Source organism: Pseudoxanthomonas spadix (assembly GCF_003703395.1).
Lineage (GTDB): Bacteria > Pseudomonadota > Gammaproteobacteria > Xanthomonadales > Xanthomonadaceae > Pseudoxanthomonas_A > Pseudoxanthomonas_A spadix.
Genome location: NZ_RDQN01000001.1, coordinates 214,680 through 232,112, shown reverse-complemented (window position 1 = coordinate 232,112; position 17,433 = coordinate 214,680). Strand labels below are relative to the sequence as shown.

Annotated in this window: 16 protein-coding genes and 1 pseudogene; 10 read left to right on the top strand and 7 right to left on the bottom strand. The window is 69.0% G+C overall.

The window, feature by feature from the left end:
* Window positions 1-59: 59 nt before the first annotated feature.
* The 3 genes and pseudogenes from D9R12_RS01010 to cmk all read right to left on the bottom strand — a co-directional run.
* Window positions 60-383, bottom strand: a pseudogene (locus tag D9R12_RS01010) (integration host factor subunit beta); the annotation flags it as partial.
* A gap of 66 nt (window positions 384-449) precedes the next feature.
* Entirely contained in the window at window positions 450-2,141 is a 1,692-nt protein-coding gene (gene rpsA, locus D9R12_RS01005) for a 30S ribosomal protein S1 (RefSeq protein ID WP_122227064.1), read from the bottom strand.
* A 159-nt stretch (window positions 2,142-2,300) separates the two neighbouring features.
* Window positions 2,301-2,981, bottom strand: coding sequence for a (d)CMP kinase (gene cmk, locus D9R12_RS01000; protein ID WP_122227062.1), 681 nt, complete (start codon window positions 2,979-2,981; stop codon window positions 2,301-2,303).
* A gap of 176 nt (window positions 2,982-3,157) precedes the next feature.
* Here cmk and ykgO point away from each other — a divergent pair, with 176 nt between their 5' ends.
* The 7 genes from ykgO (at window position 3,158) to D9R12_RS00965 (ending at window position 8,486) form a co-directional block, all read left to right on the top strand.
* Window positions 3,158-3,283: a type B 50S ribosomal protein L36 gene (ykgO, locus tag D9R12_RS00995; RefSeq protein ID WP_010342887.1), complete on the top strand. Its 126-nt coding sequence runs from the start codon at window positions 3,158-3,160 to the stop codon at window positions 3,281-3,283.
* Between the two features lie 250 nt (window positions 3,284-3,533).
* Entirely contained in the window at window positions 3,534-3,860 is a 327-nt protein-coding gene (locus D9R12_RS00990) for a hypothetical protein (RefSeq protein ID WP_014160895.1), read from the top strand.
* A 120-nt stretch (window positions 3,861-3,980) separates the two neighbouring features.
* On the top strand, window positions 3,981-5,012 hold the full coding sequence (locus D9R12_RS00985; protein WP_122227637.1) for an agmatine deiminase family protein: 1,032 nt from the start codon (window positions 3,981-3,983) through the stop codon (window positions 5,010-5,012).
* A gap of 124 nt (window positions 5,013-5,136) precedes the next feature.
* The gene (locus tag D9R12_RS00980; protein WP_122227060.1) at window positions 5,137-6,021 is read left to right on the top strand and encodes a carbon-nitrogen hydrolase; all 885 of its coding nucleotides are present in this window, start codon (window positions 5,137-5,139) and stop codon (window positions 6,019-6,021) included.
* A gap of 109 nt (window positions 6,022-6,130) precedes the next feature.
* Complete coding sequence (locus D9R12_RS00975; protein ID WP_014160898.1) at window positions 6,131-7,363, top strand: TraB/GumN family protein; 1,233 nt, start codon at window positions 6,131-6,133, stop codon at window positions 7,361-7,363.
* A gap of 228 nt (window positions 7,364-7,591) precedes the next feature.
* A complete protein-coding gene (locus D9R12_RS00970) occupies window positions 7,592-8,008 on the top strand; it encodes a c-type cytochrome (RefSeq protein WP_043290507.1) in 417 nt (138 codons plus the stop codon).
* A 7-nt stretch (window positions 8,009-8,015) separates the two neighbouring features.
* Complete coding sequence (locus D9R12_RS00965; RefSeq protein WP_014160900.1) at window positions 8,016-8,486, top strand: c-type cytochrome; 471 nt, start codon at window positions 8,016-8,018, stop codon at window positions 8,484-8,486.
* A 95-nt stretch (window positions 8,487-8,581) separates the two neighbouring features.
* Here D9R12_RS00965 and D9R12_RS00960 read toward each other — a convergent pair whose 3' ends face one another.
* Both D9R12_RS00960 and D9R12_RS00955 read right to left on the bottom strand, forming a co-directional pair.
* Window positions 8,582-10,399 (bottom strand): hypothetical protein, encoded by a 1,818-nt coding sequence (locus tag D9R12_RS00960; RefSeq protein ID WP_122227058.1) that lies wholly within the window; start codon window positions 10,397-10,399, stop codon window positions 8,582-8,584.
* A gap of 12 nt (window positions 10,400-10,411) precedes the next feature.
* Entirely contained in the window at window positions 10,412-11,005 is a 594-nt protein-coding gene (locus D9R12_RS00955) for an NfuA family Fe-S biogenesis protein (protein ID WP_014160903.1), read from the bottom strand.
* Window positions 11,006-11,122: 117 nt separating this feature from the next.
* Here D9R12_RS00955 and D9R12_RS00950 point away from each other — a divergent pair, with 117 nt between their 5' ends.
* Together D9R12_RS00950 and D9R12_RS00945 are read left to right on the top strand one after the other, a co-directional pair.
* Window positions 11,123-11,470, top strand: a complete 348-nt coding sequence (locus D9R12_RS00950) for a 4a-hydroxytetrahydrobiopterin dehydratase (protein WP_014160904.1) — start codon at window positions 11,123-11,125, stop codon at window positions 11,468-11,470.
* Window positions 11,467-11,904, top strand: coding sequence for an energy transducer TonB (locus tag D9R12_RS00945; protein ID WP_014160905.1), 438 nt, complete (start codon window positions 11,467-11,469; stop codon window positions 11,902-11,904). The genes D9R12_RS00950 and D9R12_RS00945 overlap by 4 nt, the downstream gene beginning before the upstream one ends.
* Window positions 11,905-11,983: 79 nt before the next feature.
* Here D9R12_RS00945 and D9R12_RS00940 read toward each other — a convergent pair whose 3' ends face one another.
* A complete protein-coding gene (locus tag D9R12_RS00940) occupies window positions 11,984-12,964 on the bottom strand; it encodes an RluA family pseudouridine synthase (protein ID WP_122227056.1) in 981 nt (326 codons plus the stop codon).
* Window positions 12,965-13,370: 406 nt separating this feature from the next.
* Here D9R12_RS00940 and D9R12_RS00935 point away from each other — a divergent pair, with 406 nt between their 5' ends.
* Window positions 13,371-16,676 carry an Rne/Rng family ribonuclease gene (locus tag D9R12_RS00935; protein ID WP_244671834.1) on the top strand — a complete coding sequence of 1,102 codons (3,306 nt, stop codon included), beginning with the start codon at window positions 13,371-13,373 and terminating at the stop codon, window positions 16,674-16,676.
* Window positions 16,677-16,704: 28 nt separating this feature from the next.
* Here the strand turns inward: D9R12_RS00935 and D9R12_RS00930 are convergent, their stop codons facing one another.
* A complete protein-coding gene (locus D9R12_RS00930; RefSeq protein WP_122227052.1) occupies window positions 16,705-17,352 on the bottom strand; it encodes a response regulator in 648 nt (215 codons plus the stop codon).
* Window positions 17,353-17,433 lie beyond the last annotated feature (81 nt).

Here is a 17,433-nt window from a genome sequence, read left to right as displayed (position 1 = left end):
AGGTCAAACGCAGGCCGCCGAAGGCGGACCTGAAAGACGCTGGGGACCGCACGCGACCTTCAGTCGCTGCCGATCTCCTCGATGGGCGCCACGGTGCTGACGCGTTCGCGCAGCTCCTTGCCGGGCTTGAAATGCGGCACATGCTTGGCCGGCAACGCGACCGGATCGCCGGTCTTGGGATTGCGGCCCATGCGTGGCGGACGATAGTGCAGCGAGAAACTGCCGAAACCGCGGATCTCGATCCGCTCGCCACGCGTCAGCGCCCCGCCCATCATTTCCAGCAACGACTTGACCGCGAGGTCGACGTCGTCCGGCTTCAGGTGTGGCTGCTTGCGGATCAGGATTTCGATCAGTTCGGATTTCGTCATCGTCTGCGATGTGGAACATGGGGCATGACCACAGCCGGCCCGGACGAACCGGGCCGGCGTGGCTTCACGCGTACGACTGACTTACTCGGACTTGCCGCCGTCCAGCTGCGCGCGCAGCAGGGCGCCCAGGCTGGTGGTCCCGGTGGAGGCTTCGGCCGTGGTCTTGTTGTACTCGGCAAGGGCTTCGGCGGTGTCTGCCTCGTCCTTGGCCTTGATCGACAGCTGCAGGGTGCGGCCCTTGCGGTCCATGCCCATGAACTTGGTTTCGATCTTCTGGCCGACCTTCAGGTGCTGGCTGGCATCGTCCACCCGGTCGTGGGAGATGTCACGGGCCATCACGTAGCCTTCGACGCCGTCGGCCAGTTCGATCGTGGCACCCTTGGCATCCACTTCCTTGACCGTCCCTTGGACCTTGGAGCCCTTCGGATGGGCGGCCATGTACTGGCCGAACGGATCCTGCTCCAGCTGCTTGACACCCAGGCTGATGCGCTCGCGCTCCGGGTCGACGGCCAGGACCACCGCTTCCAGGGTGTCGCCCTTCTTGAAGTTGCGCGCGACATCTTCGCCGGTGGAGTTCCAGCTGATGTCCGACAGGTGGATCAGGCCGTCGATGCCGCCGTCCAGGCCAATGAAGATGCCGAAGTCGGTGATCGACTTGATCTGGCCGGACACCTTGTCGTTCTTCTTGTGGATCGCAGCAAAGGTTTCCCACGGATTGGCGGCAACCTGCTTCATGCCCAGCGAGATGCGGCGACGCTCCTCGTCCACGTCCAGGACCATGACTTCCACTTCGTCACCGACCTGCACCACCTTGGACGGGTTGACGTTCTTGTTGGTCCAGTCCATCTCCGAAACGTGCACCAGGCCTTCCACGCCCGGCTCGATCTCGACGAACGCGCCGTAATCGGTGACGTTGGAGACCTTGCCGAACACCCGGCTGTTGGACGGGTAGCGGCGGGCGATGTTGTCCCACGGATCCTCGCCCAGCTGCTTCAGGCCCAGGCTGACGCGGTTGCGCTCGCGGTCGTACTTGAGCACGCGCACTTCCAGCTCCTGGCCCACTTCGACCACTTCGGATGGATGGCGCACGCGCTTCCAGGCCATGTCGGTGATGTGCAGCAGGCCATCGATGCCGCCCAGGTCGACGAAGGCGCCGTAGTCGGTGAGGTTCTTGACCACACCCTTCAGCACCACGCCTTCCTGCAACCGGTCCATCAGCGCCTCGCGCTCCTCGGAGTGCTCGGACTCGACCACGGCGCGGCGCGAGACCACGACGTTGTTGCGCTTGCGGTCAAGCTTGATGAGCTTGAACTCCAGCTCCTTGCCTTCCAGGTAGCCGGGATCGCGCACCGGGCGCACATCGACCAGCGAACCTGGCAGGAAAGCACGCACGTCCTTGATGTCGACGGTGAAACCACCCTTGACCTTGCCGCTGATGCGGCCGGTGATGGTTTCGTTCTTTTCCAGCGCTTCTTCCAGCTCGTCCCACACCATGGCGCGCTTGGCCTTCTCGCGCGACAGGACGGTTTCGCCAAAGCCGTTCTCGAGGGAGTCCAGCGCGACCTTGACCTGGTCGCCCACACCCACATCGATCTCGCCGGCGTCGTTACGGAACTGTTCGATCGGCACGATGCCTTCGGACTTGAGGCCGGCATTGATCACCACCACGTCGTTGCGCACCTCGACCACGGTGCCGACCACGATGGAGCCAGGCTTCAGCTTGGCCAGATGGGTCTGGCTCTGCTCAAACAGTTCTGCAAATGATTCGGTCATTGTTGAATACTCGGTTGGACACACGGACAGGTGGCGGCCTTTCGGCCATCGCCCCTGTCCACCCTTCAAGGCACCAAGACGGCTGCCGTGTGTAGTTGGTTTAAGGTAAACCGCGACGGCGACATGCCGGCGTGGCGCTGTTCTGCTGCGAAGGACCTTTCAGGCCACCGGTGTTGGCACCAGGGCCAACACCCGCTGGACGACGGCATCGATGGCCAATCCGGTGGTGTCGATGAGGACGGCGTCTTCGGCCGGCCGCAGCGGCGCCACCGTGCGTTGGGCATCGCGGGCGTCGCGCGCGAGGATCTCGCGCAGCAGACCGTCAATTGTCACCGAAACCCCCTTGTCTTTCAACTGCTTATAGCGACGCTCCGCGCGCTCCTCGGCGCTGGCGGTCAGGAACACCTTGTAAGGAGCGTCCGGGAAGATCACCGTGCCCATGTCGCGGCCGTCGGCGACCAGGCCAGGTGCGACCCGAAACGCCCGCTGGCGCTCCTTCAGCGCCGAGCGCACCTCCGGGATGGCGGCGATGGCCGAAGCGACCGCGCCGGTGGTTTCCAGGCGCAACTCGTCGGTGGCATCGACCCCGTTCACGATGACCCGCATCTCCGCGCCGGCCTGTTCACGAAAGGTCACGGTCGTGTCGAACGCGCAGCGCACCAGGGCGGCCGAATCGGACAGGTCCAGGTTGGCCCAGCTGGCCGCCACGCCGACGGCGCGGTACAACGCGCCCGAATCCAGGTAGTGCCAGCCCAGCCGCGAGGCGACCATGCGGCTGACCGTGCCCTTGCCAGCGCCGGACGGGCCATCGATGGTGAGCACGGGGATCGGTGAAGTCATTGCAGGACCTGCGTGGGGGGCAAGCGTGAAATTATGGCCGAAGCGGCCGCGCGCCCGGCCCCATTTCCAGGCGCCGGAACACATGTCCGTTCAACTGCTTGAATCGGCTGGGAAAGGAAGGCTAGAATGGGCGGCTTGAGTCCGCTTCAATCCATTCTACGCCGAGGTTTTACATCATGAAGGTCCTGTCCTCCCTGAAGTCGGCGAAGGCCCGTCACCGCGACTGCAAGGTGGTTCGCCGTCGTGGCAAGGTCTTCGTGATCTGCAAGTCCAACCCGCGCTTCAAGGCCCGCCAGCGCTGAGTTGCAGCGCCGGCCGGTCCAGCAGAAGCCGCCCGCCCGGGCGGTTTTTTGTTGCCCACCATCCCTGGCGGCCACCCTTCGGGCCGTTGCTGCGCAACGTCAAAAATCGCTCCAGGCGATTTTTGGTGGCCCACCATCCCTGGCGGCCACCCTTCGGGCCGTTGCTGCGCAACGTCAAAAATCGCTCCAGGCGATTTTTTGTGGCCGGCACTGCTGTTATAAAGACCGCCTCACCCGGGGGTCCCTTGCCATGAAAGCTCACCTGCGCGCGCTGTCCCTGCTCGTCCTGACCAGTCTGGGCACGCCGGCATGGTCGGAAACCCTGCTGGTGGACCGTACCCGCGACCCGGCGTCGAACCTGCCCGTGCGTGGCCTGACCACCGCGCAGGTGGAGGCCAGGTTCGGTGCGCCCGCCCAGCGCCTGGAGCCGCGCGGCGGCCAGAAGCGCCAGTGGCCGACGATCAACCGCTGGGTCTACCCGGACTTCACCGTGTACTTCGAGAAGAACAAGGTGATCGACGTGGTGGCCAACAAGGCCAGCCCCAACGAGATTGGCCCCAAGCCGCCGATCCGCTGACACGACGTGGCGCGCGTGCCGCGTTGCGCCGTGCCGCTTGCCTGCCCGGCCAGCGAGGCGGCCCAGCGCATCCTTGAAAATCGCCGGTGACCCATCCCGGCCCAGCCGATGGAAAATCCGATGACCAATGTCCGTTTGCCCGCGGAGTGGGAACCCCAGTCCGCGATCCTGATCGCCTGGCCGCACGCAGGAACCGACTGGGCGCCGCGCCTGGAGTCCGTCGAAGAGACCTATATCGCCCTGGTGGCCGGCATCACCGGCTTCGAGCCGGTGGTGATCTGCGTGGCCGACGCCGACCTGCAGATCTACGCCGAAGCACGGCTGCGCTCGGCGTGCGTGGACATGGGCCAGGTGCGCTTCATCGAGGCACCGTACAACGACACCTGGCTGCGCGATTCCGGCCCGATCTGCCTGCGTGGCCAGGACGGCTTCAAACTGATGGATTTCCGTTTCACCGGCTGGGGCGGCAAGTACGAAGCCTCACTGGACGACCAGCTGGTCGGCACCCTGACCGGCGCGGGTGTGTTCCGCGATGACTATGTGCAAAGCGTGGATTTCGCCCTGGAAGGCGGCGCCATCGAAACCGATGGCCGCGGCACGCTGCTGACCACCTGGCGCTGCCTGCACGAGCGCCATCCGGATGCCTCGCGCGAGCAGATCACCCAGACCCTGCAGTCCACCCTGCACCAGCAGCGCGTGCTGTGGCTGGACCATGGCTATCTGGAAGGCGACGACACCGACGCGCACATCGACACCCTGGCCCGCTTCGCCCCGGACAACGCGATCGTCTACCAGGCCTGCGATGACCCTACCGACGCGCACCACGCCGAACTCACCGCGATGGCCGGCGAACTGGCGGCCTTGCGCACGCTCGACGGTGCGCCCTACACGCTGTATCCGCTGCCGTGGGCGCAGCCGATCCTGGACGGCGGCCGCCGTCTGGCTGCCAGCTATGCCAACTACCTGATCGTCAATGGCGCAGTGCTGATGCCGGCCTATGGCGATCCGGCCGATGACCTGACGGCCAAGGTGCTGGCCAAGGCGTATCCAGGCCGCCAGATCGTGCAGATCCCCTGCCGTGCGCTGATCTGGCAGAACGGCAGCCTGCATTGCGTGACCATGCAGCTGCCCGAGGGGCTGCTGGCGCTGTGAACGTTCGCCGCGTCGCTTCACTCCAGGACGGGTGATGCGACCCGTGGAGCATGATGCAGCGCGCGCCAGGTGTTTTCGCCATCCGCGTTACCATGGCTTCTCCCCGCCGTCCCGCCACAACGCCATGACCCGTAATCGCTTGCCCGTCGCGCTGATCCAGGAAAACAACCATGGGGACGCCGATGCCAACCTGGCGGTAATCGAGCAGCGCGTGGCCGAAGCGGCCCGCCGCGGCGCCAGGCTGGTGCTGCTGCAGGAACTGCACAACGGCGCGTACTTCTGCCAGCACGAATCGGTCCAGGAGTTCGACCTGGCCGAACCGATTCCCGGCCCCAGCACCCAGCGCCTGGCCGCACTGGCCAGGCGGCACAAGGTCGTGCTGGTCAGCTCGCTGTTCGAGCGCCGCGCCGCCGGGCTGTATCACAACACCGCGGTGGTGTTCGACGCCGACGGCAGCACCGCCGGCAAGTACCGCAAGATGCACATCCCGGATGATCCGGGCTTCTACGAGAAGTTCTACTTCACCCCGGGCGACCTGGGCTTTACCCCCATCGACACCTCGGTCGGCCGGCTGGGCGTGCTGGTGTGCTGGGACCAGTGGTATCCGGAAGGCGCGCGCCTGATGGCGCTGGCCGGTGCGGACCTGCTGCTGTATCCGACCGCGATCGGCTGGGACCCGGATGATGCACAGGACGAAAGGAATCGCCAGTGCGATGCCTGGGTGCTGAGCCATCGTGGCCATGCCGTGGCCAACGGCCTGCCGGTGCTCAGCTGCAACCGGGTTGGCCATGAACCCTCGCCGCTGGGCGCGGCGGGCATCGACTTCTGGGGCAACAGCCACGTGCTGGGACCGCAGGGCGAATTCCTGGCGCAAGCCGGCGGCGGACCGGAAATCCTGAGCGTGGAAGTGGACCTGCAGCGCAGCGAGCACGTGCGCCGGATCTGGCCGTTCCTGCGCGATCGCCGCATCGACGCCTACGGCGAGCTGACCAAGCGCTACATCGACTGATGGCGATCCCCGCGGGCATCGGCCGCAAGCACGGCCGCTGGCTCGACACGGTACACAGGCAGCGGGCGCCGGCGACGGCACCGCATGCGATCCCCTTGATGAGTAATCCATGACCGATCCCGACTCCCCCGCCCTGCCCGCGCCGCTGGTGCTCGACGATGCGGTCGAACAACCCATGCGCGTGGTCGAGCGCGATGGCGTGCGCTACACCCTGCTGGGCACCGCACACGTGTCCAGGGCCAGCGTCGATGCGGTGCAGCACGCCATCGATTCGCATCCCTACGATGCGGTGGCGGTGGAACTGGACACCCAGCGGCTGCAGGCCCTGAGCGATCCGGATGCGCTGGCCAAGCTGGACCTGGTACAGGTGATCCGCAAGGGCCGGGTGGCGCTGTTCGCCGCCAACCTGGCCCTGGCTGCCTACCAGCGTCGCCTGGCCGAGCAGCTGGGCATCGAGCCCGGCGCCGAACTCAAGCGCGCGGTGGCCGCCGCACACGAACGCGGCATGGCCGTGCACCTGATCGACCGCGAGGTCGGCCTGACCTTCAAGCGGGCCTCGGCCAAGCTGGGCTTCTTCGGCAAGCTCAAGCTGGGCACCAGCCTGCTCGGTGGCCTGTTCGCCTCCGAACACGTGGGCGAAGCGGAGATCGAGCAGCTCAAACGGGGCGACATGCTGGAAGCCAGCTTCGGCGAGTTCGCCAGGGAAAGCCCGGCCCTGTTCGAGGCGGTGATCGCCGAGCGCGACCGCTACATGGCCGCCAGCCTGCGCCAACACGCCGGCACCGCGCGCGAAGTGCTGGCGGTGGTCGGGGCCGGCCACCTTCAGGGCCTGGCCCGGCACCTGGCCGAGGACCACGACGACCCGGCCACCGTGCGTGCCGAACTTGAACACGTGCAGGCCCGGCGCAGGCTGCCGTGGATCATGATCCTGCTGAGCGTGCTGGTGCTGGGCGGCATCGGCTGGGGCTTCTACAGCGGCGGGTTCAAGCTCGGCAGCACCCTGCTGCTGCAGTGGCTGGTGCTGACCGGCGGCCTGGCCGGCCTGGGTTGCCTGGCCGCGGCCGGCCACCCGCTGAGCATCCTGGCGGCGGTCATCGCCGCCCCGCTCAAGCCATTCCGTCCCGGCCTGCCGGCCGGCGCCTTCAGCGCCCTGGCCGAAGTGCACCTGCGCAAGCCGGCCTACGGCGATTTCCTGGCCCTGCGCGACGATGCGCAGACCCTCAGGGGTTGGTACCGCAACCGGGTGTGCCGGGTGGTGCTGACCTTCCTGCTGACCAACCTGGGCAGCATGCTCGGCTTCTGGATGACCGGTGCGCTGATCGCCGGCAAGCTGCTGGGCTGACCACCGCAACCTGCCCATGCGCGCAAGGGCACGGCCAGCTGCGCGCCCGCCGCAGCACATGGCCTGGTTCTCGCAAGGCCAGGTCCGCACCCGGAACGTGCAAGTTGTTGCGATGCATCAATTTTTTCCCCGGCATGTGCCTTGCCGGAGACGCTGAACGGCAGGCTATACTCGGCATGGCCAAGCGCTGCGGATCGAACGCGGCGCGCGCAAATTTCGGAACACGACATGACGCGACCGCTGTTGTTCGCCGCCTGTTTCGGCTTGCTGCTCGCTGGGGTGATCCCCGCCAGCCAGGCTCGCCAGGATGCCAAGGATCCCGTTTCCCCACCCGCAACGCCGGCACCTGCCGCGCCGGCTGCCGAACCGGCTCCGCCCGCGCCGACGGCCCCCAAGCCCAACCTGGAAGCCGGCAAGCAGCTTGCCTACACCTGCCAGGGCTGCCATGGCGTCACCGGCTACAAGAACGCCTACCCCAACTACCATGTGCCGCGGATCGGCGGGCAGACGAGCCAATACCTGGTCCAGGCGCTGACCGAGTACAAGGCCGGCAAGCGCAAGCATCCAACGATGCAGGCCCAGGCCCAGAGCTTCTCCGACCAGGACATCACCGACCTGGCCGCCTACCTGTCCAGCCTGAAGTAAGCCGACCATGCGCACAGCCGTCCTCGTTCCACGCCCGCCACGCCTGCCCCTGATCGTGGCCCTGCTGGCCGCCCTTGCGCTTGGTGCCTGTTCCAAGACCGAGACCTCCGACACCGCCGCGGCCAACCCCGGCCACGCCAGCGGCGAATACGGCAGCGGTTCGTCCGCAGGCCTCCCGCCCGGCAACATCGCCGCCGGCGAAAAGCGCGCCCAGGAAAAGGGCAAGGCCACCGGCCAGAGCTGCGTGGACTGCCACGGCCCGGAAGGCAACCAACCCATCGCCGCCAGCTACCCGCGCCTGGCCGGTCAGTACGCCGACTACCTCGCCCAAGCGCTGCAGGCCTACCGTGCCGGCGATCGCGATCAGGCCCTGATGACGCCGCAGGCCAAGGACCTCAGCGATGCGGACATCGCCAACCTTGCCGCGTACTTCGCCTCGCGCAAGGGCCAGCTGCGCGACCTGCATGGGTTGGACTGAGTCCGGCTCCGCCGAACGAATAACGGGGCTGCAAGGCCCTTTTCCCCTGATACAGCCGCGACCAGCTGCGACCTCAGGCCGGTGCAGCCGCTGCGTCAGCTGCCCACCGGGATCGGCTTGCGCTTGACCGGGATGTCCGGCGGCGGTCGCGCGCCTGCAGGTTGCGCATTCTTGTCCGGATCGAACAGACCGCACGCGCCGCCTGCCTGCAGCACCGAGATCACGCAGCGGATCCGCTTGCCGGTGCCGGGGATCGGGATCTCCATCTCGCGCACGCCGGCACGCACCCAGTCCTGCAGCAGCGAGCCGCCGGGGATCCAGTACTTGTCGAACATGGTCGGCTCGTAACCGAAGGACGGGCGGTCGAGCCAGGTGCCGGCGTGGTCGGCATCGATCCTGGCCTGCTGGCGCGAGCCGGGCACACCCGGCTTGACCGTACTGCCGCCGGCCAGCCCGTCGGGCAGCCTGGCGCTGCCGTCGGCATTGAACAGGCCCTTCAGCCCCTGGCCGGCGCCGGCCTCGGTTCCTGGCGCGGCCTTGCTGGACCGACCCCAGTCGTCGGCGGCCTTTGGACCCGGCGTGCCCAGGCCGTCGCTGGCTTTGGCGCCGGCACCAGGGGCGTTGGCCAGGCTGCCGGCGGTCTGCCCGCCCGGCGTCGGTGAAGGAGGCGCGCCGCTGTCGGCGGTGCTGCTGGACGCCTGCGCGGCTTGGCCCTGCTCGGCCTGGGCACTGGCCGTGGAGGGGCGGCTGGCGCTTGCAGAAGCGGCGGCGGTCGCCTCCTCCGCTTCTGCAGCCTGCGTGGCGGCGGCGCTGGAGGCTGCACTGGCCGTGGCCGGGGCGGTGGTGTCCGCTGACACGGCGGGCGCGGGCGGCATCGGAATCTCGCGCACGCGGGCCTGCGCCGGCTGGGCGGCGCGCAGCGGGACCTCGGCGGCCGTGGTCGCGGCCGGGCGCACGCCCTGCAGGGTCGGCGCCTGCACCGTGGGCACCTCGGCCGGCATCGGAATCTCGCGCTGGCGCACCGGGGTTTCGGGCTCACGCGGGCCGGGCACGTCGAGCGGCCGCGGCGCCACCTGCTGGACCGCCACCGGGCGCTGGTTCTGCACGGTTTCGATCTCGCGCACGCGCGCGGCGGCTTGCGGCAGCTGGACCGCCGGCGCCTGCAGCTGGACCTGCGGCAGTGTCACCGGCGGCAGGACGAAGTCCTGGGTCGGCTGCGGGGTTTGGGTGACCTGCAGCGGCTGTTCGGCCGGCGCCGGTTGCGGCGGTTCGGGCTGCGGTTCGGCTTGCGCCGCCGCGGGCGGCGCGGCGAGCGGCGGCTGGGCCGCGGGTGGCGGTGGCGCGGGCTCGGCAGGCGCCGGCGGCGCCGCCACGGGTGCCGCCGCCGCGCTGGCCCGACGCGGCGGACTGGGCGCACGCGCCGCTGGCGCCGCCGCGGCCTGTGCACCGGTGTCCGGGGTCTGCGGACCGGCGCCACCGCCCTCGCCCTGGCTGCCGCGTCCGATCAGGGTCAACTGCACGCGCGTGCCGTCAGTGTCCTGTTGCGGCGCGGGCATGTTGATCAGGCTGGCCAGGATCAGTAACGCGAAGAACCCCAGGTGCAGCAGCAGGCTGCCCAGGCCGCCGGCCCAGCGCGTGCCGCGTTCCTCGCGCGGCGGCGGATCCCAGTGCTGCCACAGCAGCGAACGCAGCGCGCGCCAGCGGCCCATCGGCACCACCGGCGGCGTCGGCCTGGCCGCACGCGCGCCCAGCTGCGCGATCAGCGCATCGATCGGCTCATAGGTCAGCCGGCCATGGCGCGGCGCGTTGCGCAGCCAGATTTCCCAGCCATGTGGCAGGCCGGTGGTCCTCTGGATAATGGGCGCGGTCCTGCGTGACAGCAGGAAGGCGATGATCTCGGTGGCTGTCGTCACCGGGCCGCGGAATCAGGCAGCGTCGCGCGGCATGTACGGTGCTTGGCCGGTGTCATGGTCGGTCGCGTCGCGTACCGCGGTGACCCCCGGCACGCGCGTGAGCAAGGTCTTCTCGATGCCCTGCTTCATTGTCACATCGGCCATGCCGCAGCCGTGGCAGCCGCCACCAAAGCGCAGCAGCACCACGCCTTCGCCGGTCACCTCCTCCACCGCCACCCGGCCGCCATGCGAGGCCAGCTGCGGATTGACCTCATGCTCGACCACCCAGCGCACGCGCTCGACCAGCGAGGCGCCCTCGGCCGGCGCCTTGCCCTTGATGTGCGGCGCCTTGATGGTCAGCTGACTGCCGGCGCCCCGGGTGACGAAATCGATCTCGGCATCGCCCAGCCACGGCACGCTGGCCGCATCGATGTAGACGGTGAATCCCTCGCAATCCACGGCCCATTCGTCGCCGGCCAGCTCGCGCGGTTCGGCGAACTCCAACCGCGCATCGGCGCGCGGCGTACCGGGGTCGACCGCGCTCAGGCGCACGCCCAGGCCGGGCGTGGCCTCGCGTTCGATCAGCTTGCGGAAATGGGCTTGGGCAGTGTCGGTGATCTGGATCATGGCCGTATTCTACCGAGCCCACGGCCGAGCGGTCAGAACACAGCGGTCACGCCGGGCAGTGGTACGTTCAGCTGGTTGAACCCCATACGCACATTGCACCCACGCAGGAGATTGTCCATGTCCGATCTGATTCCCCTGGCGCAGGCGCACTGCCTGCGGCGCAGCGGTGTCGAACACCGCCTGGGACAGGCGCGCGTGGCCGAGTTGCTGCCGCAGATTCCCGGCTGGGAACTGGCCGAACAGGGCAAGGCCCTGACCCGCACGTTTCGTTTCCCCGACTACTACCGCACCCTGGCCTTCGTCAACGCCATGGCCTACATCGCCCACACCGAGGACCACCATCCCGACCTGGGCGTGCACTACGACCGGGTGGTGGTGCGTTTCTCCACCCATGACGTCGGCGGACTGAGCGAGAATGACTTCATCTGCGCCGCCAAGGTGCAGGCACTGGAGCCCGACGCATGAACCTTTCTTTTGTCCGTACCCCGCTGCGTGTCGCGGCGTCCTGCTCGCTGGTTGCGCTGATCGCCGCCTGCGGCCGGCAGCCCGAGGCCGCCGCCCCGGCCACCCCGCCACCGACCGAACTGGCCGCCCTGGAAACCCCGCCGCCACAGTACCCGCTGGAAGCAGCCTGCAACGGCAACGGCGGCACCTCCACGCTCAAGGTCACCGTGGGCACGGCCGGCACCCCGACCGAGGTCACCGTCCTGCGCGGCAGTGGCACGCCTGCGCTGGACGAGGCCGCCGTGGCCGCGGTCAAGACCTGGAAGTTCAAGCCCGCCACCCGCGCCGGCCAGCCGGTTCCGCAGACCATCAACGTGCCGGTGAACTTCCCCACCCCACAGGTCCGGCCGGACGCCTGCCTCACGCTGGACGAGAACAAATCCGCACAACCCTAGACCTGATTGTGCGGCCGGCTCGGGCAGGGCCGCGAGAGGCTTTACCGGGAACGCCCCATCGCGCCCCTGCGGTGCGCTCCTACGCCAGCGCGTCCAGCGCCGCGGCCAGGTCGTCGGCCAGCGGCGCATTCAGGACATAGGGCGTGCGTCCGGCATCCAGCGAGAACTCCAGCGAGGCGGCGTGCAGGAACAGCCGCTTCAGCCCGGCCTGTTCGCGCAGGCGCCTGTTGGCCTGCGGATCGCCGTACTTGTCGTCCCCGGCCACCGGATGGCCCAGGTGCTGGGCGTGCACGCGGATCTGGTGGGTGCGGCCGCTTTCGATCAGCACCTCGCAATAGGACTGGCCGCCGCGGCGTTCCAGTACCTTGAAGTGACTGACGCTGGGCTTGCCGGCGTCGTTGACCTGGACATGGCGCTCGCCGCCCTGGCGCAGGCCGACCAGCAGTGGTGCGTCCACGGTCATGGTGCCGTCGGGCAGGCGCCCGGTCAGCAGGGTCAGGTAGCGCTTGCGAATGCCCTTGTTCGGGCCGGCGTCCTCGCGCAGCAGCGCCTGCAACTCGGTCAGGGCCGCGCGCTTCTTGGCCAGGACCAGCAGGCCGGAGGTGTCCCGGTCCAGGCGGTGGACCAGTTCCAGCGCCTGCTTGGGGCGCAGCGCGCGCATGGTCTCGATCGCGCCATGGCTGATCCCGCTGCCGCCGTGGCTGGCCACCCCGGTCGGCTTGTTGATCACCAGCAGGCGCGCATCCTCGAACACGATCGCCGCCTCCATCCGGGCCAGAAACCCGGCCGGCGGGGCTGAACCGGGCGCGGTGTCCTCCAGGTTCACCGGCGGCACCCGCACCTGGTCACCGGCCAGCAGCTTGCGCTCGGCCTTGGCCCGGCCCCCGTTCACCCGGACCTGGCCGCTGCGGACCAGCTTGTAGACCAGGCTGCGCGGGGCCCCCTTGAGCTGGCCCAGCAGGAAATTGTCCAGCCGCTGGCCCTCCCGATCCTCGGGCACCACCACGGTCCGCACGGCGCTGCGCGCGGCGGGATGTTCGGGGCGTGCGGGGGCAGTCATTCGTCCATCTTGTCTGTTACACTCGGCGTGCGAGATAAGGGTTTGATTTCGCAGGGAAGTTGCTTCATGGGCCAGAAGCCCAGCTTTCCTGGCGAAGCCCGGCACAGTACGCGACCACCGTCCCCGGGGCGGCCATGTTAGCGGCTCGCCGGCAATCCCTGACACCGCCGGGTGCGTCAGACATCCGAGCTGAACACGTCCCGCGCGGCACAACCGGCCTGATGGCCGGATGGCCGACGGTCCCGCAACACCGACAACAACAACAAGCGCTCCCGCGGCTCGCCGTGGTGTCGAAGCGCTGGAAGCTCCAACCCGCCCACCCGCGCCTGCGCGGGAAGCGGCCGAACGTTCCAGAAGCAAGAACGCCATGGCGTTTGTCGCGCGGTAGAGCGCGAGGAACGCGACAATGAAACGTATGTTGATCAATGCCACGCAGGCAGAAGAACTGCGCGTGGCCATCGTCGACGGGCAGACGCTCTACGACATCGATATCGAGCAGCCGTCCAAGGAACAGAAGAAGTCCAACATCTACAAGGGCCGCATCACCCGGCTCGAGCCGTCGCTGGAAGCGGCTTTCGTCGACTATGGCGCCGAGCGCCATGGCTTCCTGCCGCTCAAGGAAATCTCCCGCGACTACTTCCAGTCCGGGGTCGACCACAACAAGGCCGGCCTGCGCGAACTGCTGCGCGAGGGCCAGGAAGTGGTGGTCCAGGTCGACAAGGACGAGCGCGGCAACAAGGGCGCGGCCCTGACCACGTTCATCTCCCTGGCCGGCCGCTACATGGTGCTGATGCCCAATTCGCCCACCGCCGGCGGCGTCTCGCGCCGGATCGAGGGTGACGACCGGGCCGCGCTGAAAGCCGCCATGGATGCGCTGACCATTCCCGAGGACATGGGCGTGATCATCCGCACCGCCGGCGTCGGCCGCGATGCCGAAGAGCTGCAGTGGGACCTGGATTACCTGTTGAGCGTATGGAAGGCCGTGGCCGAAGCCGCCCTGTCCAGGCCGGCGCCGTTTCTGATCTACCAGGAGTCGCGCCTGATCGTGCGTGCCCTGCGCGACTACCTGCGCGCGGACGTGGGCGAGATCCTGGTCGATACCGAGGAGCTCTACGCCACCGCCCAGGAATTCATGCAGCAGGTCATGCCGCACAACCTGCGCAAGCTCAAGCTTTACACCGACGACATTCCGCTGTTCAACCGCTTCCAGATCGAATCGCAGATCGAGGCGGCCTACGAGCGCAACGTGCGCCTGCCCTCGGGCGGCTCGATCGTGGTCGACCAGACCGAAGCGCTGACCGCCATCGACGTCAATTCGTCCCGCGCCACCAAGGGCGGCGACATCGAGGAAACCGCGTTCCAGACCAACTGCGAGGCAGCCGAGGAAGTGGCCCGCCAGCTGCGCCTGCGCGACCTGGGCGGCCTGGTGGTGATCGACTTCATCGACATGTCCTCGGCCAAGCACCAGCGTGAAGTCGAGAACCGCCTGCAGAACGCGCTCAAGTACGATCGCGCCCGGGTCCAGCTGGGCCGGATCTCGCGCTTTGGCCTGATGGAAATGAGCCGCCAGCGGCTGCGCCCCAGCCTGGGCGAGTCCAGCCAGATCGTCTGCCCGCGCTGCGAAGGCCACGGCCGCATGCGCAGCGTCGAGTCGCTGTCGCTGTCCATCATCCGGGTGGCCGAAGAGCACGCGATGAAGGACAACACCGGCCAGGTGCTGGTGCAGGCGCCGCTGGAAATCGCCAACTACCTGCTCAACGAGAAACGCAACGCCCTGCGCGAGATCGAGCAGCGCCACGATGCGCCGATCATCATCGTCGCCGACGAGCAACTGCAGACCCCGCACTACGAGGTCACCCGCCTGCGCGAGAACGAGCTGGGCGAAGAGTCCGCCAAGCCCAGCTACCAGCGCGGCACCCCGCGCAAGCTGCCGGTGCATGCACTGACCAAGGCCCAGCTCAACATCCCGGCCGCACCGGCGGTGACCACGGTCAAGCACGCCCAGCCGGCGCCGGTGCGTCAGGAACGCGAGGCCCCGGCCCCGGTCGAAGCCACGCCGGCACCCGTCGTCGCAGCGCCGGTCGCCCAGCCCGCAGCCGGCGGCGTGGTCGGCTGGTTCAAGCGCGTGTTCGGCGCCGCCAGCAGCCCGGCCACCGCGCCAGCCCAGCCGCAGCGCAGCCAGACCGCTCCGGCCCGCAACGATCACGCTGGCAACACCGGCCCGCAGCGTCGCGAGGGTGGCCGCGGCCAGGGCGGCAGCCATGCCCGCGGCGGCCAGCAGAACGCTCAGCGCCGTGACCGCGATGGCCGCAACAAGGACAAGGATGCCGTGCAGGCCCCGGGCAATGGCTCGCCGCGCACCCGCGCAGAACCGCCGGCCCGGTCGCAGCAGCCGCAACAGCAGGCCAAGCCACAGCAGCCGCCCAGGCCGCCCCGGCCGCAGCACGACGGCGCCCAGGAGCAGCCGGCCAACGGCAACCGTCCGCCCAGACCGCCGCGCGAGCCACGCGAGCCGCGCAAGCCGCTTGAGAGCAGTGATGCGGTGACTGCAGCGGCGGTCGCGACCGCCCTTCAGCCCGAAGGTGCCACACCGGTCCAGGCCGCGCCCGCGCCGCAGGCCGAAGCGCCCGCAGCGGTGACCGAAGCCAGGGCCGAGCCGCAGGCAGAACCGCGCAAGCCCAGGCCGCCGGTCGCCCCGGAGGAAGACCAGACCCTGGCCGATGCCGAGGATGGCAGCGATGAGGCGGGTGACGACAACCAGACCGAGGGTGTCGATGAAACCGGCACGCCGCGTCGTCGTCGCGGCCGTCGCGGCGGTCGTCGCCGTCGTCGCGGCAGTGGCGACACTGCCAATGCCGCCGGCGAACTGGGCGAATCCGAGCTGGGGGGCGAGGAGGAACCGGTGGTGGTGCCTTCCTCCTCGCAGCCGGAGTTCGACTTCGACGACGCCGAACCGGCGACCGCCAGGCCGACTCCGCCACGGGCCCAGGCCAATGCCGCCAGCACCGCGGCGGTGGCCGCCGCCAGCGCGACCGCCGTGGTGGTCGAGGCGAGCACCGGCAAGCAAGCGCCGATCGCGCCCGCATCGGGCACTGAAGCAGCGCAGCCCGCCGGACCGGCCGTGATCGCCTCGCCTGCCCCGGTCGCCGAGCAGGTGAACCCGCCGAGCCCGGCCGCCGCTGCAGCCTCGGCCGAAGTCGCATCGGCGACCGAGATCGAGGACGAACCGAGGATCGCCAGCCACCGGCCCGCCGGACCCGAGGCCGTCGTCGCCGAACCGGCACAGGCGCAGGTCCAGGTGGTGGCCAGCGAGGCCGCACCGAGCATCGACACGCCTTCGGCTGGAGCCCCGGAACCGATCGCCGTGGCCCCGGCCCAGGACACGCCAGCCCGGCACGCCCCGATCGCGCAGCCGCAGCCGGACCTGCCGGTCGAAGCCCAGTCCGCGCCGTCCGTGCGCCAGGCCGAGGCCGCCCGGCCCATTGAGGACGCGTCGGTCGGCCCGGCGCCGCCGGCTGCAGCACCGGCCATGCCGGCCAGCGGCCCGGCAGCAGGCTCGCCGTTCTTCAGCGCCGACCCCGACCTGCCGGAGTCGATGACCGGCCACCTGTTCGAGCCGGTGTCGGCCCCGCGTCCGACCCAGGGGGAAACCGAAGCCCACAACGACGACCAGCGCGCGCCGGACAGGCCCGGGAGCGAACGCAGCGCCTGATTCCGGGCGCTGCTCGACAGGCCCGCGTCTAGACGACCCGGGCCGTGTCGACCAATCCATATTGCGCGGCCAACCGGGCCAGCGCCACCGTGTCCTGCACCCGGGCCTTCTGGAACACGCGGGTCTTGTGCGTGCTCACCGTCTTGGGACTCAGGCTGAGCCGGGCAGCGATTTCGTTCTGGCGCAGGCCCTGCACCAGCAGCATCACCACTTCCAGCTCGCGTGCGGTCAGCCCGTCAAACGGCGAGGCGTCCTGGCTCATCGACGACAGCGCCAGATTCTGGGCCACGTTGCTGCCCAGGTAGCGCTTGCCACGCGAGACATCGCGCACCGCGCGCAGCAGTTCGTTGGCATCGCCACCCTTGCCCACGTAGCCCGAAGCACCGGCTTCGAGCACGCGCTTGGGCAATGGCCCGTCCTCCAGCACCGAGACGATGATCACCCGGCTGCCGGAGTCGCCGCGCACGATGCGCTCGGTCACATCGAACCCGCTCAGGCCCGGCAGGTGCATGTCGCACAGCACCACGTGCGGCTTGAGCCTGCGGATCTGCGGCAGTGCCTGCTCGCCGCTTTCGGCTTCCCCGACCACCTCGATATCGACCTGATCGGCCAGAATCATCTTCAGCCCGGTGCGGACCAGCGCGTGGTCGTCCACCAGAAAGACCCGGATCGTCATCCCTGTCCCCCTTGTCAAACGCGGCAATTCCCCGCCCCGGAGCCTACCCCCGGCGTCTGCGAGGGGCAAGCCTGAGCCTGC

Bases quoted from the DNA above. Each gene is read 5' to 3' on its own strand.
- D9R12_RS00975 (WP_014160898.1), top strand. From the start codon at position 6,131: ATGACCGATCCCGACTCCCCCGCCCTGCCCGCGCCGCTGGTGCTCGAC.
- D9R12_RS00970 (WP_043290507.1), top strand. From the start codon at position 7,592: ATGACGCGACCGCTGTTGTTCGCCGCCTGTTTCGGCTTGCTGCTCGCT.
- cmk (WP_122227062.1), bottom strand. From the start codon at position 2,981: ATGACTTCACCGATCCCCGTGCTCACCATCGATGGCCCGTCCGGCGCT.
- D9R12_RS00955 (WP_014160903.1), bottom strand. From the start codon at position 11,005: ATGATCCAGATCACCGACACTGCCCAAGCCCATTTCCGCAAGCTGATC.
- D9R12_RS00965 (WP_014160900.1), top strand. From the start codon at position 8,016: ATGCGCACAGCCGTCCTCGTTCCACGCCCGCCACGCCTGCCCCTGATC.
- D9R12_RS00935 (WP_244671834.1), top strand. From the start codon at position 13,371: ATGAAACGTATGTTGATCAATGCCACGCAGGCAGAAGAACTGCGCGTG.
- ykgO (WP_010342887.1), top strand. From the start codon at position 3,158: ATGAAGGTCCTGTCCTCCCTGAAGTCGGCGAAGGCCCGTCACCGCGAC.
- D9R12_RS00945 (WP_014160905.1), top strand. From the start codon at position 11,467: ATGAACCTTTCTTTTGTCCGTACCCCGCTGCGTGTCGCGGCGTCCTGC.
- D9R12_RS00985 (WP_122227637.1), top strand. From the start codon at position 3,981: ATGACCAATGTCCGTTTGCCCGCGGAGTGGGAACCCCAGTCCGCGATC.
- D9R12_RS00930 (WP_122227052.1), bottom strand. From the start codon at position 17,352: ATGACGATCCGGGTCTTTCTGGTGGACGACCACGCGCTGGTCCGCACC.
- D9R12_RS00940 (WP_122227056.1), bottom strand. From the start codon at position 12,964: ATGACTGCCCCCGCACGCCCCGAACATCCCGCCGCGCGCAGCGCCGTG.
- D9R12_RS00990 (WP_014160895.1), top strand. From the start codon at position 3,534: ATGAAAGCTCACCTGCGCGCGCTGTCCCTGCTCGTCCTGACCAGTCTG.
- rpsA (WP_122227064.1), bottom strand. From the start codon at position 2,141: ATGACCGAATCATTTGCAGAACTGTTTGAGCAGAGCCAGACCCATCTG.
- D9R12_RS00980 (WP_122227060.1), top strand. From the start codon at position 5,137: ATGACCCGTAATCGCTTGCCCGTCGCGCTGATCCAGGAAAACAACCAT.
- D9R12_RS00950 (WP_014160904.1), top strand. From the start codon at position 11,123: ATGTCCGATCTGATTCCCCTGGCGCAGGCGCACTGCCTGCGGCGCAGC.